Origin of the sequence: Flavimobilis rhizosphaerae (genome assembly GCF_014852685.1) — a bacterium.
GTDB lineage: Bacteria > Actinomycetota > Actinomycetes > Actinomycetales > Cellulomonadaceae > Flavimobilis > Flavimobilis rhizosphaerae.
In genome coordinates this window covers 18,898-42,659 of the sequence record NZ_JACZDF010000007.1, presented here as the reverse complement: position 1 = coordinate 42,659, position 23,762 = coordinate 18,898, and the positions used below count along the sequence as shown (strand labels likewise).

Below are 23,762 nucleotides of genomic sequence, written 5' to 3'. Positions count from 1 at the left end.
GGACAACCCTAGTCGAGCAGGCGTCGTGTGCTCACGGGCGGGCCACCAGCTCGCAGAGGATCGCGACGCCGAGCACTCTCGGTGCGAGCAGCACGGCAGCGCTGCTCACGTCAGCCGCCAGACCCCGACGTGGGGTCCGGCACCGGGCACGACGAGCCCGTCGGTGCTCGGTGACGCGTCGTCGGACGCGGCACCAGCTCCTGCACCGACACCTGCTCCGCGCCCGGCACCGGCACCCGCGTCGCGTACGGCACCGAGCTCGAGCGACCCGAAGAGCCGTTCGGCCGAGCCGCCGAGCGGCAGCACCGCCCCGGTCCACGGGGCGCGCGCCGCGACGACGAGGATCGTCTCGTCGCGGGTCTCGCGCACGTAGCCAAGGGCGTCATCGTCGACGAGCACCCAGCGCAGCGAGCCCTCGCGGAGCGCACGGTGCGCGTGCCGCAGTGCCGCGAGGCGCCGGTAGACGTCGTGGGTGTGCTCGTCCCGACGCGCGGGCTCATCCCACGGCATCGTCGCGCGCGCGTGCTCGCCGGTCGTTCCCGTGAGGCCGAACTCGTCGCCCGCGAAGACCACAGGCACGCCGAGGTACGTGAAGAGGATGCCGGCGGCGACCTCGTGCAGCTCCCGGGACCCGACGAGCGTGCGGATGCGCGGGGTGTCGTGCGAGCCGAGCATGTTCCACTGCCGGACGAGCACGTCCCACGGGAGGCCGCCGTCGAAGTCACGCATCTCGGCGACGACCTCCGCTCCCTGGCGTCGGGGCACGGGAACCCCGTGCATCGCCTGGTAGGAGACGTCGCTGCCCTCGGCGGACAGCCACGTCCACAGTGGGTTGGAGAACGCCGTGTAGTTCATGTTGGCGTGCCACGTGTCGCCCGCGAGGTCGTCGCGCGCGTCGTGGAAGTGCTCGGAGATGAGCGCGCCGTCCGCGTTGACCTGCTCGATCGTCGCGCGCACCGCGGCAGCGACGTCCTGGTTGAGGTCGAGCGCCCCGTACCGGCCGGTCATGTTGGCGACGTCGATGCGCCAGCCGTCGAGGGCGTACGGCTCCTGGAGCCAGCGCCCGACGACAGAGTCGCGCCCCTCGACCATGCGTGCACGCAGCTCCGGCGAGCGGAAGTCGAGCTTGGGGAGGTGCGCGTGCCCGATCCAGCCGACGTACCCGGGACCGCCGTCGGGAGCATCGGGCTCGGTCCACAGGTAGAAGTCGCGCTCGGGCGACGCCGGGTCCTCCTGGGCGCGCACGAACCACTCGTGGGAGGCGCCGGTGTGGTTGGTCGTGAGGTCGCCCATGAGTCGCAGGCCGCGGGAGTGGAGAGCGTGCGAGAGGCGCGCGTAGGCCTCGTTCCCTCCGAGGAGCGGGTCGACGTGATCGAACGTCGCGGCGTCGTACCGGTGGCACGTCCGCCCGGGGAAGACGGGCGTGAGGTAGACGGTCGTCACGCCGAGGTCGCTCACGTGGTCGAGGTGCTCGACGATGCCGTCGAGGTCTCCCCCGTAGAGCTGCGTCCCGGTCTCGCGACCCCGGGCGATCGGCTCGTCGTCCCACGCTGCTGGGACCGCCCAGTCGGGAACAGGACGGTCTGCGGCCGCGGAGCGCGCGAAGCGGTCGGGGAAAATCTGGTAGACGATGGCGTCGCGCAGCCACGTCGGGCCCGGTGCGTGCGTCGAGATACGGAAGTCGTGCGCGTCGGTGACACCCCGGTCGTGGATGCCGTCGGCGGAGAGCCAGGCGACGCCTCCGTCCCGGACGAGCGCGAAACGGTAGTGCGTGACGGGGTGGTGTACGAGGACGTCGGCCTCGTACCAGACGTCGCGCCCGTCCTCGTCGACGACGGCCGCGCGGCGCATGCGGGGCTCCGCGTCCTGGACGGTGCGGAGCCACACCTCGGTGACCTCCGACGTGCGCGGCACGCGCACGCGCACGGGGACGGTGTCTCCCAGGCGATGAGGACCCGGGGCTGTATAGAGCTCGGAACCGTCGTGGTGAGGCAGGGCGCGCAGCATCGCGCGCCCTGCCTCGGCGACGGGCCCGGAGGACCCGTGGTTCATCCCTTGACCGACCCCGCAGTGAGGCCGGAGACGATGTACTTCTGGAGGAACATGAAGAGGATGATGACGGGGATCGCCGCGATGACGGCACCTGCCGCGAACTGGGCCCACGGGGTGACGAGCGGGCGGGTCGCCCACTGGTACAGGCCGACTGCGATCGTGTAGTTGTTCTCCTGCGTCATGAGCACCTTGGCGATGATGAAGTCGCCATACGTCCCGACGAACGACAGCAGGCCGACAACCGTGAGGATCGGCAGGACGAGCCGCAGGATGATCGTCCAGAAGATCTGGGCGTGCGAGGCGCCGTCGATCTTCGCGGCCTCGTCAAGCTCTCGAGGCACCGTGTTGAAGAAGCCGTACATGAGGAACGCGTTCGACCCGAGCGCTCCGCCGAGGTAGATGGCGATGAGAGCGACGTGGTTGTTCTCGCCGAGGAACGGGTAGACCTCGCCGAGCGACCGCACGAGGAGGAAGATCGCGACGAACGCGAGCATCTGCGGGAACATCTGGACGATGAGCAGCGCCGTGAGGCCACCGCGCCGCCCGGCGAACCGGAAGCGCGAGAACGCGTACGCGGCGGCCGATCCCATGAGGACCGTGCCGATCGCCGTGATGCCGCAGATGATGAGCGAGTTCAACGCCCAGCGCGGGAAGACGGTCTCGGTGAAGAGCATCTCGTACGTGCTGAGGTCGAACGCCGTGAACATGCGCTGGTCACCGACACCGTTGAGCGAGGCCGTCGGACCCTTGAGAGACATCGAGAGCGCGAAGAGGATCGGCAGGAGCACGATGGGGATCATGAGGAGCCCGACGAGGTGCCTCCAGCCGAGTTCGCGCGCCCACCGGGCGAAACGCTCGTTCGGGGTGAGCTGCGTGACTTCGTAGACCACTGGTGCGTCTCCGGACGTCGTGGGAGAGATCTGCGTCGTGGACATGTCAGTTGATCTCCTCGAGCTGGCGGGTCTTGCGGAACCCGATGTAGGAGACGAGCCCGACGATGACAAAGATGACGATGGACATCGCGCTCGCGAGTCCGTAGTCCTTTGTCCCGCCGGCCTCGACCGCGATCTTGTAGACCATCGAGATGAGGATGTCCGTGCTCCCGAGGTTGTACTCGTTGCCCACGAACTTCGGTCCACCGCTCGTCAACATGTAGATGAGCGAGAAGTTGTTGAAGTTGAACGCGAAGCTCGCGATGAGCAGCGGTGTCACTGCGACGAGGAGGAGCGGGAGCGTGAGGCTGCGGAAGGACCGGAACGGGCCAGCACCGTCGATCGTCGCGGCCTCGTAGATGTCGGAAGGGATCGCCTGCAGGGCGCCCGTCGAGATGAGGAACATGTAAGGGAAGCCGAGCCACAGGTTGACAGCGAGGATCGACACCTTGGCAAGGACGGGATCACCGAGCCACGCGATGTCGGCCCCGCCGAGCAGCTCCTGGTTGATGTAGCCGAAGCTCGTGTTGAGCATGCCGGCCCAGATGAGCGCGGAAAGGAACCCGGGGAACGCGTACGGGAGGATGAGCATCGCGCGGTACCAGGCTCGCGAGCGCATTCTCATGTTGTTGAAGGTCACAGCGAGGAGGAGCCCGGCCGCGAAAGTCGTGAGGACCGAGAGGAACCCGAAGACGAAGGTCCAGGCCATGGTCTTCGCGAAGGGCTCTGCCAGCTTGCCGTCGGTGACCATGCGCGCGAAGTTCTCGAACCCGACATTGACGCGCCAGCCCGGCAGGAGCTCGGTGCCGTCGGGGGCGACGAAGGATCCGCGGTCACCCTCCGTGTAGACCACACCGGTCTCGACGTTCGTCATCGTGCCCGCCGCCGCGTCGTACGTGAGCGCACTGACGTTGCGGAGGCCGATCGTGCCGTTCGTCGTCCGGAGCGAACCGTCAGCCGAGTCGTCCGACCACGGGACGCGGATCTTTGTGACATCCTCGGGGAGCCCGAGGAGGTCGGCGAAGCCGAGCGCGCGGAAGCCCTCGACGGAGTCGATGCGGGCTCCGGCGCCCTCGCCCGTGACGGTCGCTCCCTCGACGGGTGCGAGCGGCTCGTCGGCCGAACCGACCTTCGCGACGCCGCCGTCGACGATGCCGAAGGAGATCTCGCCGTCACGCTCGAGGACCGTGAGCTGGTAGGTCGGCGAGTCGGGCATCTGCCGTTCGTTGTACTCCTGGATGCGTTCGATCGCCTGGTCGCGCGTGATCGAGTGGGACGTGCCGTAGTTCGTGAAGGCGACGTACGCGGTGTACGCCATCACGAACACCTGGAACACGAGAAGGAAGATGAGACCAGGGACGAGGTACTTCGCGGGGATCGCACGCCGCGAGAAGTAGACCCAGTTGACGACGACGAGGATGGCCACGGTCCCGGCGAGCACACCCCACGCCTGGGCCGACACCGCGCTCATGATGCCGAAGACGAGGAAGGCGTTGACGAGCATCATGAGCAGCAGCTTGACCAGGAAGCCGGGCTTGATGTCGCGCGCGTGGTGGGTCTCCGGCCGTCCTGGTGGAGACTGCCCGGTGCGTGCGGGCGACGTCTCGGCCTCTGGAGCCTTGCTCCGGTCCATCATGACTTCCTCCTGGGAGGCCCGCAACGATGCGGGCGCTGTCTCATACTTACGCAGCGGACGCCGGGACACCAGCCTCAAGAGGGTGCCCCGGCGTCTGCGAGAGGTGACCCGCCCGTCCGCTGCGGGACGGACGGGTCACCTTGTCGGTCAGAAGAGACCGTTGACCGTGTTGGCCAGGTCGGACCAGGTCTTCGCCGGGTCCTTGGCCTTGCCGTCGATGATCTGGATCTGGGCGGAGCCAATGGCACCCCAGACCGCGTCCATCTCCTTGAAGCCAGGCTGCGGGACGGCGTTGACGCCGGCCTCGGCGAAGCCCTTGAGGATCGGGTCGTCGACAGCGGCGGCCGAGACGGTGTTCACCGGGATCCGGCCACCCTCCTTGTAAAGCTTCGTCTGGACGTCACTCGTGCCGAGGTAGGCGGCGAAGGCGTTCGCGGCGAGGGCGTTCTTCGACGTCGCGTTGACGAAGAAGCCCTGGAAACCAGCGAACGGACGCGAGACGTCCCCGCCGGCGGAGGGCACGGGCAGGACGGAGACGTCCATGCCGGACTCGACGAAGCGACCCTTGTCACCGACGACGTTCCACGGGCCGGTAACGATGTACGGCGTCTTGCCCTCACGGAACGCGGAGGCGGCGACGTCGCCGGAGATGTCACCGGAGAGCCAGCCGGCGCCGCCCTTGCCCTGAGCCGCGAGCCAATCGGCGAACTTCGTGCCCTGCTCGCCGCCGAAGCCGGCCTCGGTGATGTACGTGCCGTCCTCGGCCTGCTTGAAGAAGGAGATGCCGAAGGAGGTCATGAGCGGGTACAGGTGGTAGGCGTCACCGTTCTTCGCGTCCTGCTGGACGACGATCGGGTAGTCCTTCTTGAGCTCGTCGTTCTGCTTGAGGAGCTCCTCGAACGTCTCAGGAGTGTCCTTGACGATCTCGTTGTTGCGGATGAGCGCGATGTTCTCAACGGCGTAGGGAACGCCGTAGAGGGCGCCCTCGTTGCTGAACGCTGCCTTGCCGCCGTCGGAGAGCTCCGAGGCCGCGTCACCGAGCTGGATGGGGGCGACGAGACCGTTGGCGACGAGCTCGCCGGTCCAGTCGTTCGCTCCGACGACGACGTCCGGGCCACCCTCCTGGGCACCCTGGGAGATGAAGTCGGTCTTGATGTCGCCAAAGGCCTTCTGGGTGAGGTTGACCTTCACGCCGTACTCGGCCTCGAAGTCGGCCGCGACGCCCTTGAGGTCCTTGATGCGCTCCTCGTCGACCCACATCGAGAGCTCGCCCGAGAGCTTGGGAGCCTCCGACGTGGTCGCCTGCGGGGCGGGGGTGGTGGTCGGGTTCTTGCTGCCCGTGTCGCCCGAGCAGGCGGTGAGGGCGAGGCCGAGGCCAAGTGCCGCGGCAACGATGGGGATGCTCCGTCGCATCTGAGTGTTCTCCCGTTTCTCTGCATCTTTGCGACCACCCACATCGGTGGGCGCCGCCCTGATGAGACTGACGCTAGACGTCGGAGTGCACAAGATGCAAGCCGTTGCGGTAACTTTCATGCAACGGTTGCCGCACTCACCCGACCCGGGGAGTCCCCGGACGACCGGTCGTCGCCGACGCGTTCCGCATGACGCCCGCAGCACCACGCGGATCCGTCGACACGAACGAGGACATGGCAAGGAGGCCCTCTTGTCCCGTACCCTGCACACCGTGCGCACCCGACTCACCGATCTGGCCCAGCAGGCTGGCGTGAGCACCGCGACGGTCTCCCGTGTGCTCAACGGGAAGGCCGGCGTCTCGAGCGAGACGCGCCAAGCGGTGCTCGCTGCCCTCGACCTCCTCGGCTACGAGCGACCCGAAAAGCTCCGCGGCCACTCAGCCGGCCTCGTCGGGCTCATCGTCCCCGAGCTCACCAACCCGATCTTCCCTGCGTTCGCGCAGGCGATCGAGTCGCGACTCTCCGAGCACGGGTACACACCGCTCCTGTGCACCCAGTCCCCCGGCGGGACGACCGAGGACGAATACATCGAGATGCTCCTCGAGCACGGCGTCGCTGGCATCGTCTTCGTCTCGGGCCTGCACGCCGACACGTCCGCGAGCCGCGAGCGGTACCACCGCCTGCGCGAGCGCGGCGTCCCGCTCGTCATGGTCAACGGCTTCGCCGAGGGCGTCGACGCGTCGTTCATCTCGAACGACGACGTCACCTCGATGGAGCTTGCCGTCCGCCACCTCGTCTCGCTCGGCCATCGGAAGATCGGGCTCGCGATCGGCCAGGAACGCTACGTCCCCGTGCACCGTAAGCGCGAGGGATTCGCCGCCGCGATCGCCCGCCACCTCGGCATCACCGACGCGAGCCCGCACGTCGCGACGTCGCTCTTCACCGTCGAGGGTGGTGCCGCCGCGGCGGGCGAGCTCGTCGACTCGGGCCACACCGGCATCATCTGCGGCTCCGACCTCATGGCGCTCGGCGCGACGCGCGCCGTCCGGGCCCGCGGCCTACGGACGCCGCGCGACGTCTCCGTCATCGGTTTTGACGACTCCCCGCTCATCGCGTTCACCGAGCCCCCGCTCACGACGATCCGGCAGCCGGTCACCGCGATGGGCACCGCCGCCGTCACGTCGCTCGTCGCCCAGATCACTGGCGAGACGGTCTCGCGCTCGGAGATCCTCTTCCACCCCGAGCTCGTCGTTCGCGAGTCGACGGGGGTCGCACCGAGCGGCGACTGACGGTCGGCGCACACCCGCGCGGCCCGCTCCCCAGCGGTCGGGACTAGCCTCGGTCGAGGGCGCGACGCGGTCGGCACCACGGGTTCCGCAGAGTCCACACGTGCGCTCCGTCGGCACCCGCGCACCGCCGGTTCGCAACGCGCCTGGGACTTGCAGCAAGCCCCAGGCATCGGGTTACGCTGAACGCCTCGAAACGATTCGAGCACCTCGTCCGAGTCCAGGAGCGTCGACCCGTGTCCACCATCGCCCCGTCGCAGACCCTCGCGACGACCCTTGCCCACGCCGCGCGCCCCCGGGGCGAGTGGTGGCGCAACGCCGTCATCTACCAGGTCTACCCCCGGTCTTTCGCCGACGGCGACGGCGACGGCATGGGCGACCTCGCCGGCATCACCCGCCGGCTCGACCACCTGGCCGCGATCGGCGTCGACGCCCTGTGGCTCTCCCCGTTCTACCGCTCCCCCCAGGCCGACGGCGGCTACGACGTCGCCGACTACCGCGACGTCGACCCGCTCTTCGGCACGCTCGAGGACTTCGACGCGCTCCGCGCCCGCGCAACCGAGCTCGGACTCCGCGTCATCGTCGACCTCGTCCCCAACCACACCTCCGACCAGCACGCCTGGTTCCAGGAGGCGCTCCGCGCCGGCCCCGGCTCCCCCGCTCGCGACCGCTACCTCTTCCGCGAGGGCCGCGACGGCGGCGAGACGCCGCCCAACAACTGGACCTCGATCTTCGGCGGGCCCGCCTGGACGCGCGTCGACCAGCGACCCGACGCGGCCGAGCTCGGCCTCACGGGCGACCGCCAGTGGTACCTCCACCTCTTCGACACGACCCAGCCCGATCTCGACTGGACGCGCGAGGAGGTCCACGCCGAGCTCCGTTCCGTCCTGCGGTTCTGGCTCGACCGTGGGGTCGACGGCTTCCGCGTCGACGTCGCGCACGGCCTCGTCAAGAAGCCCGGCCTGCCCGACTGGGACTGGTCGACCGCCATGGTCACCGGTTCCGACGGTGCCGCCGCGCAGCAGACGAGCCTCTCCCCCATGTTCGACCAGCCCGGCGTCCACGACATCTACCGCGAGTGGAACGCCGTCCTCGCCGAGTACGACGGCGACCGCGCCCTCGTCGCCGAGGCCTGGGTCGAGCCGCTCTCCTCGCTCGCCGACTACGTCCGTCCCGACGAGATGCAGCAGGCCTTTAACTTCCCCTACCTCACGACACCCTGGGACGCCGCCGCCCTGCGCGCGACGATCGACGAGTCGTTCCGCGTCTACGACGCCGTCGGTGCCCCCTGCACGTGGGTGCTCTCCAACCACGACGTCGTGCGCCACGCGACGCGTCTCGCGCTGCCCGCGGGTCACCGCCCCAACGGGATCCGCGCGCACGACCCGCAGCCCGACGCGACGCTCGGGCTGCGTCGGGCCCGTGCGGCGACGCTCCAGATGCTCGCGCTCCCGGGCTCCGCCTACCTCTACCAGGGCGAGGAGCTCGGCCTGCCCGAGCACACCGCGCTCGACGACTCGCTGCGTCAGGACCCCACCTGGTTCCGCACGGGATACCAGGAGGCGGGGCGTGACGGCTGCCGCATCCCGCTTCCGTGGGAGGCCGACAGCCCCGGGCTCGGCTTCGGCCCGACCGGTGCGACGTGGCTCCCCCAGCCCGAGTCGTACCGCGAGCTCGCGGCCGACGCCCAGACGGGCGTCGAGGGATCGACGCTCGAGCTCTACCGGGCGGCCCTCGCGCTGCGCCGCGCGCGCGACCTCGGGGACGGGGCGCTCGCGTGGGTCGACGAGTTCCGGGACGACCCGTCGGTCCTCGCTTTCTGCACGGACGAGCTGCTCGTCCTCACGAACCTCGGCGAGGCGCCCGTTCCGCTCCCCGCAGGTTTCGAGGTCGTGCTCGCGAGCGCAAGCCTCGACGAGGGGCGCGTGCCGACCGACACGACGGTCTGGGCGCTGCCTACGCTCTGAGACGCTCGTCCAGGAACACGTTCCGGGGACGAACGGGGGGCGGTGGCCACCGGCCACCGCCCCCGCGCTCCGCCGCCCGGGCGCGCGTGTCCGTCCACGACACGCGCGCACCCGGTGCGGCAGCTTATGCGCCGATGGTCAGCTCGTGCGACCCTCGGAGTGGACCGCGACGAATCCGTCGGCGGGAACCGTGGTGCTGAGCGTGCCATCGGCAGCGACCTCGATGGTAGCGCCTGAACACCCCTGAGGGGAGACAGGCCCGCCCGCGACGTCGCAGTACTCACCCGGGGCGAGCGTCGTCGGCCAGGAACCGACCGCCTCCTCGTCGCCCCGATTGACGATGATCGTCCCCAGCTCTCCGCGCGAGAACGCGAGGACGTCGTCCGCAGAGTCGTCGACCGCGACGAGGCCTGCGCCATCCGTGACGCGCCGCCACTCGAGCATCCCTTGGATCGCGGGCCAGCGCTGCTCACACGTCCACGCTCCGTTCTCGAGCGACGTGGCGGGTCCCGGGGCGTCGGGGCACGACGCGTCGAGGACCTTGCCGTCACCGTCCTGGACGGGACCCGCGTCCCGGTCGTCGAACACGTAGCCCGAGTAGAGGACGGGCGTCCCGTAGGTCCCTGCGAGCATGAGGACGTTCGCGAGGAGGTACTCGTCGTCCCGCGACGTGAGCATCTCCCCGTTGCGCTCCGTGTCGTGGTTGACGACGAAGACGACGGCGTCGTCCGACGGCAGCATGCCGCGCTCACCGAGGGTGAGCGCCTGGCGGAAGGTCGAGCCACCGAGGAGCCCGACGAGCTCGCGCCCGTAGCCGAACTCGAAGACCTGACCGTTGCCGACGTACTGCTCCGGGGTCACGGGCTCTCCGCCGCCACGGATGACCTCCTGCCAGACGACTGCTCCCTCGGGGAGGTCGGCGACGATCGCCGCGACGTCCGCGGGCGGCATGTGCTTCGCCGCGTCGACGCGGATGCCGGCGACGCCGAGGCTCACGAGGTCCGCGAGGTAGGCCTTGAGCGTGTCGCGGACGTGCTCCGTGCCCGTCGCGAGGTCTGCGAGGTTGACGAGTTCGCAGCCCTGCACCTGCTCGGCGTCCTTGTAGTTCTGGATGTCGCCGTCCTTGGCGTCGCAGTGGTGGAAGTCGCCGTCCTCGTCGGAGAAGAGCCCCGGGTACTCGTAGTGCTCGTACGACGACCCGGCCCAGCCGGTGCCCGGACGTTCCTGCCCTGTCATGTGGTTGACGACGGCGTCGGCGACGATCCCGACGCCCGCGCTGCCGCACGTGGAGACCATGTCGGCGAACTGCTCGCGCGACCCGAGCCTCGAGTCGACCCGATGACTCACGGGCTGGTACGAGGTCCACCACTCCTCACCCAGGATGTGCTCCTGCGGCGGGGACGTCAGAACCCAGTCGATCCCTGCGGGGCCGAGCGTCTCGGTGCACTCCCGTGCGATCGCGTCCCAGCTCCACTGGAAGAGCTGGATCCCGACGCCCGGCAGCGGGCCCTCGTCGGGAGCCGCCGTCGTCGCGGGAGCGCCGCTCGATGCCGGGGGCTGCTCCGAAGGGACCTTGCCGTCGCTCGCGCCGCCGGAGCACGCCGCGAGCAGCGCGGCGAGCACGGCTGCTGCAGCGACGTGGTGCGTGGTGCGTGCGGTGCGCATCGGAACTCCCTGGTCGACGGTGACGTCGCAAGGATACAGAAAACTTGCAGCTTGTCACGCACGTGACCGCCACGGGCTCGGGTTCAGCCACCCGAGACCGCGAGCTCCGCCTCCGCGAGACGCGCCCGGAACGTCTCGTCGAGCTCGCGCGAGTCGAGCCAGCCTTCCGGCAGGTGCGGCGTCTTCGGCGTCCCCTGACGGCCGCGCGTGCCCTCGGCGGCCTTCCCCGGGTACGGCGCCTCGAGGTCGAGCGCGTCGAGCAGCGTCCGCAGCTCGACGAGCGAGGAGACCATCGCAAGGCCGCGCCGTGCGTCACCGCCGACCGGATAGCCCTTGAGGTACCACGCCATGTGCTTGCGCAGCTCGCGCACCCCACGGTCTTCCTCGCCGAACTCCTCGACCATGAGCTCCCCGTGCCGGTAGATCGTCTCCGCGACCATCGCGAGCCCGGGCTGCAGTCGCTCGGAACGTCCTGCGAACGCCGCCGCGAGGTCGTGGAACAGCCACGGCCGCCCCTGGCAGCCCCGGCCGACAACGACGCCGTCGCAGCCCGTCGTCCGCACCATCTCGAGCGCGTCCTCGGCCGACCAGATGTCGCCGTTGCCGAGCACCGGGATGCTCGTCACGGTGCGCTTGAGCTCGGCGATCGCTGCCCAGTCGGCGTGGCCCGAGTAGTGCTCCGCTGCCGTCCGCGCGTGGAGCGCGACCGCCGCGACGCCGAGGTCCTCGGCGAGCAGCCCCGCCTCGAGGTACGTCTCGTGGTCGGCGTCGATACCCTTGCGCATCTTGATCGTCACCGGGACGCCGTACGGCGCTGCAGCCTCGACGGCCGCCCCGACGATGCGCGTGAAGAGTTCCGTCTTCCACGGCAGCGCTGCGCCGCCGCCCTTGCGCGTCACCTTGGGCACGGGGCACCCGAAGTTGAGGTCGATGTGGTCGGCGCGATCCTCGCCCGCGATGATCTTCACGGCCGCCGCGACCGTCGCCGGGTCGACGCCGTAGACCTGCGCCGAGCGCACGGCCTCGTCCGGCTCGAACGTGACGATCCGCAGCGACTCCTCGTTGCGCGCGACGAGCGCGCGCGACGTCACCATCTCCGCGACGTAAAGGCCCGCGCCGTGCTCGCGGCACAACCTGCGGAACGCGCTGTTCGTCACGCCCGCCATGGGTGCGAGGACGACGGGCGTGTCGACCGAGTGCGGGCCGATGCGCAGCGGTGGGAGCACGTGGCCGTCGGGCGCGGGGGTCTCGAGGGTCGGGGTGGTCATGGGTTCCATCCTCGCACCGGACGCCCGAGGGGCCGACGTGGCTTCCGCCACGCCGGCCCCTCGGGATGTGCTCTCAGGCGCCGATGAGACGCGCCGCGAGGAACGGCACGACCTGGTCGAGCGCGACTCGCTCCTGCTCCATGGAGTCACGGTGGCGGATCGTCACGGCACCGTCCTCGAGCGTGTCGAAGTCGACCGTGATGCAGAACGGCGTACCGATCTCGTCCTGACGGCGGTAGCGGCGGCCGATCGCGCCGGCGTCGTCGAAGTCGACGTTCCAGTGCTTGCGCAGCTCGGTCGCGAGCGCCCGCGCCTTGGGCGAGAGGTCGGCGTTCCGCGACAGGGGCAGGACGGCAGCCTTGACGGGCGCGAGACGGTGGTCGAGGCGCAGCACGGTGCGGACGTCGACGCCGCCCTTGGCGTTGGGCGCCTCGTCTTCGGCGTAAGCCTCGACGAGGAACGCCATGAGCGAGCGCGTGAGACCTGCAGCAGGCTCGATGACGTAGGGGTAGTACCGCTCGTTCTTCGCCTGGTCGAAGTACGAGAGGTCCTTGCCCGAGATCGTCGAGTGCGTGCGCAGGTCGAAGTCGGTGCGGTTGGCGATACCCTCGAGCTCCCCCCACTCCGAGCCCGTGAAGCCGAAGCGGTACTCGATGTCGACGGTGCGCTTGGAATAGTGCGAGAGCTTCTCGGCGGGGTGCTCGTAGAGGCGGAGATTCTCGGGGTCGATGCCGAGGTCCGTGTACCAGGCCATCCGCGTGTCGATCCAGGTCTGGTGCCACTCTTCGTCCGTGCCGGGCTCGACGAAGAACTCGAGCTCCATCTGCTCGAACTCACGTGTGCGGAAGATGAAGTTGCCGGGGGTGATCTCGTTGCGGAACGACTTGCCGATCTGGCCGATGCCGAACGGGGGCTTCATGCGCGACGCCGTCTGGACGTTGCCGAAGTTCACGAAGATGCCCTGCGCGGTCTCGGGACGGAGGTAGTGCAGACCCTCCTCGTTGTCGACGGCCCCGAGGTACGTCTTGAGGAGGCCCGAGAAGTTCTGGGGCTCGGTCCACGCGCCGCGCGTACCGCAGTTCGCGCACACGACGTCGGCGAGGCCGTTCTCCGCGGCGCGACCCTTCTTCTCCTCGAACTCCTCGAGGAGCGTGTCGGCGCGGAAGCGCTTGTGGCAGCTCGTGCACTCGACGAGCGGGTCGGTGAAGACCTCGACGTGGCCCGAGGCCTCCCAGACCTTGCGCGGAAGGATGACGGAGGAATCGATGCCGACGACGTCGTCGCGGCCGCGGACCATCGACTGCCACCACTGCCGCTTGATGTTCTCCTTGAGCTCGGCGCCGAGGGGTCCGTAGTCCCAGGCCGAGCGCGAACCTCCGTAGATCTCACCTGCCTGGAAGACGAAGCCTCGGCGCTTGGCGAGGGAGATGACGGCGTCGAGACGCTTGGAGGTGGAAGCCACTGGTGATCACTCCGTTTGGATCGTCGGCGCCACGCATGGCGTGCGGGGCGGGGAACAACCCTCCCAGGATACCGGGCCACCAGCGGGCGGCAGGCCCGTGCGGGCGTGGCGCGGGCCGCGTCACACCGGACCAAGTTGACAACGGTTCTCAGTCTTATTGAGAATGGAGATCATGCACCCCTCAGCACCGCCCCGGCGCACCCACCGCACCGCACGCACCGCCGGCGCCCTGGCCGCGCTCCTCACGCTCACGGCATGCGGGACGGCCGCATCGGACGACGGCAGCCTCGAGGTCCTCGCCTCGTTCTACCCGCTCCAGTTCGTCACCGAGCAGGTCGGCGGAGACCGCGTCACCGTCACGAACCTCACTCCCCTCGGCGGCGAGCCCCACGACCTCGAGCTGTCCCCCGCCGCCATCGGCCACCTGAACCGCGCCGACCTCGTCGTCGTCCAGTCCGGCTTCCAGCCCGCCGTCGACCAGGCCGTCCTCGAGGGCCACCCCGCCCGCACCCTCGACGCGACCGCCGTGCTCGAAGCCGCCCCCGCGGCCGAGCCCGCGCTGCCCCCGCACGACGACGACCACGTCGACGCTCACGACGAGCACGAGCACGAGCACGAGCACGAGCACGACGAGCAGGCGCACGACGAGCACGACCACGACCACGACGCCGGGCTCGACGCCGGCCACGCGGCCGACGACGGTCACGACCACGGCGGCGTCGACCCGCACTTCTGGCTCGACCCGACGCGCCTCGCGCTCCTCGCCCCCGCAGTCGCCGAGTCGCTCGCCGCAGCGGATCCCGCGGGCGCGGACGAGTACCGCAGCCGTGCCGACACGCTCGTCGACGAGCTCACCTCGCTCGACGCCGCGTTCACGGCAGGCCTCGCGTCGTGCACGCACAGGACGCTCGTCACGAGCCATGCCGCGTTCGGTCATCTCGGCCAGCGCTACGACCTCGACCAGGTCTCGGTCGCCGGCCTCGACCCCGACACCGAGCCGTCGCCGCGTCGCATCCGTGAGGTGGCCGACGTCGTCCGCGAAGCGGGCGTCCCGACGATCTTCTTCGAGTCCGCCGCGACGGCCAAGGTCGCCGAGGTCCTCGCCGAGGACGCCGGGGTGACGACGGCAGCCCTCAGCCCGCTCGAGTCGCTCACGCGCGAGCAGGCCGCCGCGGGCGACGACTACCTCACGATCATGACCGCGAACCTCGCGGCGCTACGGACAGGACTCGACTGTGCCTGACACCTCCACGACGTCGGCCGCCGTCCCGAGCGGCGCCACGGCTGGCTCCGGCCCGGCCGCTACTCCGGTCCTCGACGTGCGAGGCCTCACGACGCACCTCGGCGGGCAGCAGATCCTCGGCGGCGTCGACCTGCGCATCGACCGAGGCGAGGTCGTCGCCCTCCTCGGGACGAACGGCTCTGGCAAGTCCACGCTCGTCCGGACGCTCGTGCGGGCCGTGCCCGCGAGCGGCGGCACCGTAAACGTCCTCGGTGCGCCGCTCGGCCCCCGCGTGCCCTGGCACCGCATCGGCTACGTGCCCCAGCGCCTCGGTGCCGCCGGCGGCGTCCCCGCGACCGTCCGCGAGATCGTCATCTCGGGCCTCCTCGGTCCGCGCACCCTCCGCAAGCCGCGCGACTGGCGTGCGCGCGTCGACGCCGCCCTCAGCGAGGTCGGCCTCCTTCACCGCCGCGACCAAGCAGTGTCTGAGCTCTCGGGCGGCCAGCAGCGCCGCGTTCTCATCGCGCGGGCCCTCGTCCGCGACCCCGAGCTGCTCATCCTCGACGAGCCCGTCGCTGGCGTCGACCAGCCGAGCCAGGAGGCGTTCGCCCGCACGATGACCGCGCTCGTCGCGCGCGGCGTCACCGTCCTCGTCGTCCTCCACGAGCTTGGCGAGCTCGAGCACCTCATCACGCGCACCGTCGTCCTGCGGCACGGGACCGTCGTCCACGACGGGCCCGCGCCGCGTGCCGCGCGCGGCCACGACGACCCTGACCACGACCACGAGCACGCGCACGGCGACCCCACGCTCGCGCCGCCAGCCGTCGTCCTCACCGACCACCCCTTCTGCGAGGCCGACTGACATGGACCAGATCCTCGACATGCTCTCGACGCCCCTCATGCAGCGCGGCCTCCTCGCCGCGCTCCTCGTGGGAATCGTCGCGCCCGTCATGGGCACGTTCCTCGTGCAGCGACGACTCTCCCTCCTCGGCGACGGCATCGGTCACGTCGCCCTGACGGGTGTCGCACTCGGCTGGCTCGTCGGCGCGGCCGCCGGTGTCACGCCGGTCGACGCGCTCGCGGTTCCCGGCGCCGTCGTCGCGGCCGTCGGCGGCGCCGTCGGTATCGAGATCGTCCGCGAGCGGGGCCGCACGAGCGCCGACGTCGCGCTCGCCCTCCTCTTCTACGGCGGCATCGCGGGCGGCGTCATCATCATCCAGCTCGCGGGCGGCCAGAGTTCGAACCTCATGGCGTACCTCTTCGGCTCAATCTCGGTCGTCACGACGTGGGACCTCGTCCTCACCGCGGTGCTCGCGCTCGTCGTGCTCGGGCTCGGCGTCGGCCTGCGGCCCGCCCTCTTCACGGTCTCGCACGACGAGGAGTTCGCTCGCGCAAGCGGCCTGCCCGTGCGACTGCTCAACGTCGCGATCGCCGTCATGGCTGCCCTCACGGTGACGGTCGCGATGCGCGTCGTCGGACTCCTGCTCGTCTCCGCGCTCATGATCGTGCCCGTCGCGGTCGCCCAGCTCCTCACGCGGTCGTTCGTCACGACGATGCGCCTCGCGATCGGCATCGGTGTCGTCGCGTGTGTCGTGGGGCTCTCGGCGACCTATTGGTGGGACGTCTCGCCCGGTGCGATGATCGTCGTGTTGACGATCGCGGCCTACGCCGTCGTCGCCACGCTCCTTCCGGTGCTGCGCGGGCGGCAGGGCCGGCGTGATCCGCACCCCGACCTGCCCGCCGACGTCGTCCTGGAGGGATGAGCGTGCAGCGCATGACCCGCCAGCGACTTGCCGTGAGCGAGACGCTCGCCGAGATCCCCGAGTTCGTCTCCGCACAGCAGCTGCACGACGAGCTCACGGCGCGGGGCGACGCGGTCGGTCTCGCCACCGTCTACCGGACGCTGCAGGCCCTCGCGTCCGCCGGTGAGGTCGACGTCCTGCGGCTCTCCGACGGTGAGCTCGCCTACCGGCGCTGCGCCCGACGCGAGCACCACCACCACCTCGTGTGCCGCGCGTGCGGGACGACCGTCGAGATCGACGGCCTCACCGTCGAGGCGTGGGCGTCTCTCGTCGGCGACAGTCACGGCTTCACGCGGATCGAGCACACGGTCGAGCTCTTCGGGCTGTGCCCCGAGTGCTCGGCCGAGGACGCCGCCGATCCCGAGACCGTCGGCGAGGCGCGCTGAGCATGCTCGCCACGGGACTGATCCCCGACGCCTCGACGACGCCCCTCCTCGGGATGTTCACGTTCTTCCTCTTCATCGTCGTCGTCCGCACCCAGATCACCTACTGGCTCGCGCGCACGCTCACCGAGCGTGCCGTCACCAGGGGCGAGCCCCGCTCACCCCTGCTGCGGCGGTTCAAGCGGTGGCTCACCGAGGGCGGCGTCGACTCCGGCGTCGCGGCCCTCAACCGCTGGGGGCTTCTCGTCGTCCCCCTGAGCTTCCTCTTCACGGGGACGAAGACCGTCGTCAACGCGGCCGCCGGCGTCACCCGCATGCCCTACGGCCGGTACACCGCGGCGATGCTCGTCGGCTGCGTCACGCACGCGACGATCTATGCGACGGTCGGCTGGGCCGCATGGACCGCCGTCGTGAGCGCGGCCGCCGGGTCGCCGTGGGCGCTCCTCGCGCTCGTGGCAGCCGTCGCTGCCGTCGTCACCGGCGTCGTTCTCCACCGGCGGCACAAGCTTGCCCGCCGGTCGCGCACCGAGCTCGACGCGGCCGGTGGCCCGCTCCAGGCCGTGCGTGAGATCCACGGCCGCGCAGCCGAGGCGCACGACGCGGGCCTGCCCTACGGCACGCACGTCACGGGTGAGCACGACGTCACGACGGAGCCCGTCGTCTCGTCCGAACGCACGGACCGCACGTCCGGCCCGGCCGACGCGCAGAACGGGATCTCCCTGCCCGAGAACCCCTCCGGTCATCCCTCGGGACGGTCGACCGCAGCCCCGTAACGCCGGTCCCGGCGCGCGTACTCCTCGACCGCGCGCCACAGCACCCGACGGTCGACATCGGGCCACGGCTCGGGCAGGAACACGAGCTCCGCGTACGCCGACTGCCAGATCATGAAGTTCGACGTCCGCTGCTCGCCCGAGCTCCGGAGGAACAGGTCGACGTCGGGCAGGTCCGGCTCGTCGAGGTACCGCTGGACGGTGCGCTCGGTGACCTTCTCCGGGTCGAGCCGACCCGCCGCGACGTCACGCGCGATGTCCCGCGCGGCGTCCGCGATCTCGGCGCGGCCCCCGTAGTTGACGCACATCGTCAGCGTGCACACATCATTGTCACGCGTGCGACGCTCCGCCTCCTCGAGCTCGGTGATGACCGACTTCCACAGGCGCGGCCGCCGGCCCGCCCAGCGCACGCGCACCCCCCACGAGTCGAGGGTGTCGCGCTGGCGGCGCAGCACGTCGCGGGAGAAGCCCATGAGGAACCGCACCTCCTCGGGGCTGCGCTTCCAGTTCTCCGTCGAGAACGCGTACGCCGAGACGTGCGTGACGCCGATCTCGATCGCGCCCGCGACGACGTCGAGCAGCGCGGCCTCGCCTGCCGCGTGCCCCGCGGTGCGGGGCAGGCCGCGCGCGTTCGCCCAGCGCCCGTTGCCGTCCATGACGACGGCGACGTGCCGCGGCACGAGCTCGCTCGGCAGCGTCGGCGGCAGGGCTCCCGACGGGTGAGGGTCCGGGCGCTGCGGCGCAGGACGCGGCGAGGTGCGCGCGGACGGACGGGGCGGACGAGGCATCGGCGAGAACCTCCGGAGGGCGGGGACGACGAGCGGCAGATGAACCGGCGCGCGACGGGAGCGAGACGACGGGGTGGGACGACGGGGCGGGACGACGGGGCGGGATGACGGGCGGGCCGGGACAGCGGGGGCGACGCGACACGGAGCTGGCCGTTCGCACGCGCGGCGGAGCTCCGCTCGGCGCGCGGCACCAGAGCCTTGCGGTTGAACGCTACCCGCTACGCCCGGGAGCGGGTGGCCGCGACGCGTGCGCGTCCCGGTCGACCATGCGCAGCGACCGCAGCGAGCGTTCGAGGTGGTACTGGCTGTACGCCGCGACGAGACCGGAGGCCTCGCGTCGTGTCCGTGGTTCCGTTGCCGACGCGGTCTCCCAGTCGCCCTCGAGGAGCGCCGCGAGCAGCGCGAACGTCTCGGGTGCGGGTGCCGGCGAGCCCGGCGGACGGCAGGCGGGGCACACCGCACCACCGTGCGCGACCGAGAACGCACGGTGCGGGCCCGGCGCCCCGCAGCGGCCGCAGCGCGTGAAGCTCGGGGCCCAGCCGGCGACGGCGAGCGCGCGCACGAGGTAGGAGTCGAGCACGAGACCCGGGTCCTGACGGCGTTCGCTCAGTGCGCGCAACGCTCCGACGAGCAACCAGAACTGCTGGACCGACGGCTCGCGCTCGTCGGCGACGACCCTCTCGGCGGTCTCGAGCATGACGGCGCCGACCGTGTAGAGCGCGTAGTCGTCGCAGATGGGCCGCGCGAACGCGCCGAGCGTCTCCGCCTGCGTGACGACGTCGAGGCTACGGCCGACGTGCAGCTGGAGGTCCACGTACATGAACGGCTCGAGGCGCGCGCCGAACCGCGAGGACGTGCGGCGCACGCCCTTGCCGACCGCACGGACCTTGCCGTGCTCGCGCGTGAGCAGCGTGACAATGCGGTCCGCCTCGCCCAGCTTCTGGGCGCGCAGGACCACTCCTTCGTCACGGTAGAGGGGCACAGGTCCATCCTCCCTCATGCCACCGACATGCCCGTGCCCGGCCAGGAACTCCTGGCCGGGCACCGGTCGCTCGGGCGCCGAGGGCCGTACGCGCGCCGCGGGGCTGACGCACCGCGGTCAACGACGTCCACCCGCCGACGCCGGGCGGATCGCGCGGCTCCGTAGGTCAGGCAGCTGCGCGGCCCGCCCGGTTGATCGCTGAGATGATGGCCTTGAGGGACGCCGTCGTGATCGACGGGTCGATGCCGACGCCCCAGAACACGGCGCCGTCGACCTCGCACTCGACGTACGCGGCCGCCGTGGCGTCGCCGCCCTCGGACAGGGCGTGCTCGGCGTAGTCGAGCACGCTCACGTGCACGTCGACCTGTGAGAGTGCGTCGACGAACGCCGCGATCGGTCCGTTGCCATGCCCCTCGAGCGTCACCGCCACGTCGCCGTCGACGAGGTCGACCGCGATGGTGTCGGGCCCGTCCTCGACGCTCGTCGACCGCGTGCCGCGCAGGGCGAAGCGTCCCCACGGCTCGAGGGTGCCCCCCGGCGCCGCGGGCAGGTACTCGTCGGCGAAGATCGTCCAGATGTCGTCGCCCGAGACCTCGCGTCCCTCGCCGTCGGTCACGCCCTGGACGACGCGCGAGAACTCGATCTGGAGCCTGCGGGGCAGGTCGAGATGACGCTCCGACTTGAGAAGGTAGGAGATGCCGCCCTTGCCGGACTGCGAGTTCACGCGGATGACGGCCTCGTAGGAGCGCCCGACATCCTTGGGATCGATCGGCAGGTAAGGCACGCCCCACACGAGGTCGTCGACGCCGACGCCCTGCTCCTCGGCGCGCGCCGCCATGTCGTCGAGGCCCTTCTTGATCGCGTCCTGGTGCGAGCCGGAGAACGCCGTGAAAACGAGGTCGCCCGCGTACGGGTGACGCTCGTGGACGCCGATCTGGTTGCAGTACTCGACCGTGCGACGGATCGCGTCGATGTCGGAGAAGTCGATCTGCGGGTCGACGCCCTGGCTCGCCAGGTTCATACCGAGCGTGACGAGGTCGACGTTGCCCGTGCGCTCGCCGTTGCCGAACAGGCAGCCCTCGATGCGGTCGGCTCCCGCGAGGTAGCCGAGCTCGGCGGCTGCGACGGCGGTGCCGCGGTCGTTGTGCGGGTGCAGCGAGAGGATGACGTTCTCGCGGTGCGCCAGGTGGCGGCTCATCCACTCGATCGAGTCCGCGTAGACGTTGGGCGTCGCCATCTCGACCGTCGCCGGCAGGTTGACGATGACCTTGCGCTCGGGCGTCGGCTCGAGGACCTCGAGGACCGCGTTGCAGACGCGCACCGCCACCTCGAGCTCGGTCCCCGTGTACGACTCGGGCGAGTACTCGTAGAACACCTGCGTGTCCGGGATCGTGTGCTCGTACTTGCGGCACAGCTTGGCGCCGTCGACGGCGATCTCGGTGACGCCGGCCTCGTCCGTGCGGAAGACGACCTCGCGCTGGAGGATCGACGTCGAGTTGTAGAGGTGGACGATCGCCTGCTTGGCGCCCTCGAGCGACTCGTACGTCCGCGCGATGAGGTGCTCACGCGCCTGGGTGAGCACCTGGATGACGACGTCGTCAGGGATGTGCCCGCCCTCGATGAGCAGGCGGACGAAGTCGAAGTCGGTCTGCGAGGCCGACGGGAAGCCGACCTCGATCTCCTTGTAGCCCATGTCGACGAGCAGCTTGAACATCGTGAGCTTGCGCTCGGGGTTCATCGGCTCGATGAGGGCCTGGTTGCCGTCGCGCAGGTCGACTGCGCACCAGCGCGGAGCCTGGGTGATCGTCCGGGTGGGCCACGTGCGGTCCGGCAGGTCGACGACGATCTGCTGGGCGAACGGGAGGTACTTGTGCACCGGCATCCCGGAGGGCTGCTGCGGGCCGCCGGGAAATCCGTCGTGCGTGGGGACGTGCGTGTTCATCATGGGGTCCTTCGTCTGGTGCTGCTCAGCGGGGTTTGCCGGTCGGCACACCAACCACCGCGACGAGGATCCGACCGATCAGGCCTCGTCGCGGCAGCGAAGGAGCAGCAGATGCTGCGCAGCACGGCGCACCCGGTCACTGTACTCCGCACGGCTCCTGGTGCTGCAACCGCGTCCGGGACCCGGGACGCACGCAGCCCGGGGTCGGGTGCCGTCGCTGTGCGCTCCGGCGACCCGACGCCCGTGACGTCGCGTGCTACCCGGAGAAGCCGGCACCGTCCGTGCCGCTGCCGTCCTCGAAGCCCTCGAGTCCCTCAAGCCCCTCAAGACCCTCGAGCCCTTCAAGACCTTCGAGGCCCTCAAGACCCGTCCCAGGAAGCCCGCCCATGAGCATGCTCGGGTCGAGCTGCGACGCGAGACCCGCGAACAGCGGCTGCGCAGCGAGGTACTCGAGGAGTGCCGTCGAGCGCTCCTCGAGCCACTTCGGGTCGTCGAGCTTGCCGGCCTTCTGCAGCGCGGTGGTCGCCTCCGACGTGACACGGGCTGCCTCGACGAGAGTCTCGGTCGGGCTCACGAACCACGTGCCCCCCTCCTCGACAGCAACGAACCCGAGCTTCGAGAGGCCGAGCTCGTTGAGCAGCGGCGCCTCGTCGGTGCAGATCCGTCCCTCGACCTCTGAGGTGCGGTCGACGATGGTGAGGCACGTTCCGTCGAGCGTCACCGACCCGGCCGGGTCGGCGCTCGTCACAGTGAGGTTCTTCGGGACGAGGAGCGCGCGGCCCTTGCCGCTGTCAGTCGATGTGAACGTGCCGGCAACCTCAACAGGGAGCGCGCTCGTCTCGACGGTCGGCATGTAGACCGACAGCGCACGACGCTCGGGCAGCGGGAGCGCGGCGATCACGGAGTCGAGGTTGCCCGAGACGACCGCGGCGAGGAGCCCGTCAGCTGCGGCAACCGGCGAGGCGAACCCGGTGCCCTTCCCGTCGCCGAGCATCGTCCCGCGCGGTGCGGTGGTCCCGCTCGAGAGGTACGCGGCCTCGCCGACGGAAAGGTAAGGGCTCACGTACCAGGAGCCCTTCTCCTCGACGGTGACGACGAAGAACGGGTTGCCCTCGCGGGCGAGGTCCGTGAAGCTCTCCGTGGCAGGGAGCGCCTCGTCGAGCATCGCGACGAGCTCGGCGCGCAGAGCCTGGGGGTCGGAGGACTGGCCGCCGCCGTACGTGTCGATGAGGTCGGTGAGCTCGGGGTTCTGCGCGAGGATCTCCTGCCAGAGTGCGAGGAACGCGTCGCCGAGCTTCTCGACGTCACCGTCGAGCGTGATCTCACCTGCCGAGACCTCGACCTTGGTGAGGCCTTCCTGGAGAGTCGTCTCCGTGGTCGTCACGCCGGAGGTCGTGATCGTCAACGCGTCGAGTGCGTCGGTGAACGCCTTGATGCTCGTCGCGGAGGACGAGCCCTCGGCGCTCGTGAGAGACGCTTCGAGCATCCCGGAGAACGACGAGACCTCGGCCGGAGACATCGCGCCGAGCATCGCGAGCGCGTCCTTCTTCTCGAGGCCGGTGACGAGCTGCTCGAACGCCGCACGCGGCGTCTCGGAGCCGTTGACCTTGTCGAGGACGAAATGGTTGACCGCGAGGGCTCCGCCGCCGAGGAGCACCGCGACACCGGCGGCGGCTCCGGCAACGACAAGGCCCTTGCGGCGGCGCGGGGCCGTCGGGATCTCGTCGGCAAAGCTCACCGCGCCCGTGCCGAACGGCTCGGCTCCCGGGGCGAAGGACCCGGGTGCCACGGAGAACGTCGAAGGCTCCGGGGTGAACGTTCCGGCAGTCGGGACGAACGCCGCCTGGCCGCCGGCGGCAGCCTCAGACCCAGAAGCAGCAGGCACAGGCTGCGCACCAGGGCTCAATGAGCCCTGGCCGGCAGGAAATCCGGGCGCGGGCGGAGGAGCCGCCGCTGACCGGGCGTCGACCGCGGCGACGACCGCCGGGTCGCCCAGCCCACGCAGCCAGGCGAGGAGCTCCGGGTACGCCTGCGGGTGCGCCGCGACGAGCGCCCGGAGATCGGGCCGGTGCGTCGCGATCTCCGCGAGTTGTGCCGCGGGTGTCGCCGGGTCGAGCGCGAGGTCGCGCGCCTGATCCTGTGTCATGTATCTCCCCCTGTGCGCCGTGCCGTCCGGCCTGGCGCGATGTCGTC

Annotated in this window: 18 protein-coding genes; 7 read left to right on the top strand and 11 right to left on the bottom strand. The window is 70.5% G+C overall.

The features are described from left to right. Positions 1 to 105: 105 nt before the first annotated feature. The 4 genes from IGS67_RS11710 to IGS67_RS11695 all read right to left on the bottom strand — a co-directional run bounded on the left by IGS67_RS11710 (position 106) and on the right by IGS67_RS11695 (position 6,033). On the bottom strand, positions 106 to 2,052 hold the full coding sequence (locus IGS67_RS11710) for a glycoside hydrolase family 13 protein (RefSeq protein ID WP_235978239.1): 1,947 nt from the start codon (positions 2,050 to 2,052) through the stop codon (positions 106 to 108). Then, positions 2,049 to 2,987, bottom strand: a complete 939-nt coding sequence (locus IGS67_RS11705; RefSeq protein WP_192281272.1) for a sugar ABC transporter permease — start codon at positions 2,985 to 2,987, stop codon at positions 2,049 to 2,051. Before IGS67_RS11705 ends, IGS67_RS11710 begins: the two co-directional genes overlap by 4 nt. Position 2,988: 1 nt before the next feature. Next, positions 2,989 to 4,620 carry an ABC transporter permease subunit gene (locus IGS67_RS11700; protein WP_192281270.1) on the bottom strand — a complete coding sequence of 544 codons (1,632 nt, stop codon included), beginning with the start codon at positions 4,618 to 4,620 and terminating at the stop codon, positions 2,989 to 2,991. 147 nt (positions 4,621 to 4,767) lie between these two features. Beyond that, positions 4,768 to 6,033, bottom strand: coding sequence for a sugar ABC transporter substrate-binding protein (locus tag IGS67_RS11695; protein WP_192281268.1), 1,266 nt, complete (start codon positions 6,031 to 6,033; stop codon positions 4,768 to 4,770). Between the two features lie 250 nt (positions 6,034 to 6,283). Between IGS67_RS11695 and IGS67_RS11690 the strand changes: the two genes are divergently transcribed. Both IGS67_RS11690 and IGS67_RS11685 read left to right on the top strand, forming a co-directional pair. After that, complete coding sequence (locus IGS67_RS11690; protein ID WP_235978237.1) at positions 6,284 to 7,321, top strand: LacI family DNA-binding transcriptional regulator; 1,038 nt, start codon at positions 6,284 to 6,286, stop codon at positions 7,319 to 7,321. A 233-nt stretch (positions 7,322 to 7,554) separates the two neighbouring features. Then, complete coding sequence (locus IGS67_RS11685; RefSeq protein ID WP_407925822.1) at positions 7,555 to 9,285, top strand: glycoside hydrolase family 13 protein; 1,731 nt, start codon at positions 7,555 to 7,557, stop codon at positions 9,283 to 9,285. 138 nt (positions 9,286 to 9,423) lie between these two features. On the opposite strand, the gene IGS67_RS11680 is transcribed toward IGS67_RS11685, so the two are convergent. From IGS67_RS11680 to IGS67_RS11670, 3 genes are all read right to left on the bottom strand, one after another. Beyond that, the gene (locus IGS67_RS11680) at positions 9,424 to 10,950 is read right to left on the bottom strand and encodes an alpha-amylase (RefSeq protein WP_192281264.1); all 1,527 of its coding nucleotides are present in this window, start codon (positions 10,948 to 10,950) and stop codon (positions 9,424 to 9,426) included. Positions 10,951 to 11,033: 83 nt separating this feature from the next. Beyond that, a complete protein-coding gene (gene dusB, locus IGS67_RS11675) occupies positions 11,034 to 12,218 on the bottom strand; it encodes a tRNA dihydrouridine synthase DusB (protein ID WP_192281262.1) in 1,185 nt (394 codons plus the stop codon). Between the two features lie 73 nt (positions 12,219 to 12,291). After that, complete coding sequence (locus tag IGS67_RS11670; RefSeq protein WP_192281259.1) at positions 12,292 to 13,680, bottom strand: glycine--tRNA ligase; 1,389 nt, start codon at positions 13,678 to 13,680, stop codon at positions 12,292 to 12,294. A 172-nt stretch (positions 13,681 to 13,852) separates the two neighbouring features. Between IGS67_RS11670 and IGS67_RS11665 the strand changes: the two genes are divergently transcribed. From IGS67_RS11665 to IGS67_RS11645, 5 genes are read left to right on the top strand one after another with little or no spacing between them, the layout of a single operon-like run. Further along, the gene (locus IGS67_RS11665) at positions 13,853 to 14,923 is read left to right on the top strand and encodes a metal ABC transporter substrate-binding protein (RefSeq protein WP_192281256.1); all 1,071 of its coding nucleotides are present in this window, start codon (positions 13,853 to 13,855) and stop codon (positions 14,921 to 14,923) included. Further along, the gene (locus tag IGS67_RS11660; protein ID WP_192281253.1) at positions 14,916 to 15,764 is read left to right on the top strand and encodes a metal ABC transporter ATP-binding protein; all 849 of its coding nucleotides are present in this window, start codon (positions 14,916 to 14,918) and stop codon (positions 15,762 to 15,764) included. The genes IGS67_RS11665 and IGS67_RS11660 overlap by 8 nt, the downstream gene beginning before the upstream one ends. 1 nt (position 15,765) lies before the next feature. Then, entirely contained in the window at positions 15,766 to 16,665 is a 900-nt protein-coding gene (locus tag IGS67_RS11655) for a metal ABC transporter permease (protein ID WP_192281250.1), read from the top strand. Between the two features lie 11 nt (positions 16,666 to 16,676). Then, positions 16,677 to 17,090 (top strand): Fur family transcriptional regulator, encoded by a 414-nt coding sequence (locus IGS67_RS11650; RefSeq protein ID WP_328742561.1) that lies wholly within the window; start codon positions 16,677 to 16,679, stop codon positions 17,088 to 17,090. 2 nt (positions 17,091 to 17,092) lie between these two features. Then, positions 17,093 to 17,860, top strand: a complete 768-nt coding sequence (locus IGS67_RS11645; protein ID WP_192281244.1) for a DedA family protein — start codon at positions 17,093 to 17,095, stop codon at positions 17,858 to 17,860. Here IGS67_RS11645 and IGS67_RS11640 read toward each other — a convergent pair. The 4 genes from IGS67_RS11640 to IGS67_RS11625 all read right to left on the bottom strand — a co-directional run bounded on the left by IGS67_RS11640 (position 17,827) and on the right by IGS67_RS11625 (position 23,715). Beyond that, positions 17,827 to 18,645 (bottom strand): isoprenyl transferase, encoded by an 819-nt coding sequence (locus IGS67_RS11640; protein ID WP_192281241.1) that lies wholly within the window; start codon positions 18,643 to 18,645, stop codon positions 17,827 to 17,829. The genes IGS67_RS11645 and IGS67_RS11640 overlap by 34 nt on opposite strands. A gap of 211 nt (positions 18,646 to 18,856) precedes the next feature. Continuing rightward, on the bottom strand, positions 18,857 to 19,627 hold the full coding sequence (recO, locus tag IGS67_RS11635; RefSeq protein WP_192281238.1) for a DNA repair protein RecO: 771 nt from the start codon (positions 19,625 to 19,627) through the stop codon (positions 18,857 to 18,859). A 166-nt stretch (positions 19,628 to 19,793) separates the two neighbouring features. Beyond that, entirely contained in the window at positions 19,794 to 21,569 is a 1,776-nt protein-coding gene (leuA, locus tag IGS67_RS11630; RefSeq protein WP_235978229.1) for a 2-isopropylmalate synthase, read from the bottom strand. A gap of 256 nt (positions 21,570 to 21,825) precedes the next feature. Beyond that, positions 21,826 to 23,715 carry a variant leucine-rich repeat-containing protein gene (locus IGS67_RS11625; RefSeq protein WP_192281232.1) on the bottom strand — a complete coding sequence of 630 codons (1,890 nt, stop codon included), beginning with the start codon at positions 23,713 to 23,715 and terminating at the stop codon, positions 21,826 to 21,828. Between the last annotated feature and the right edge of the window lie 47 nt (positions 23,716 to 23,762).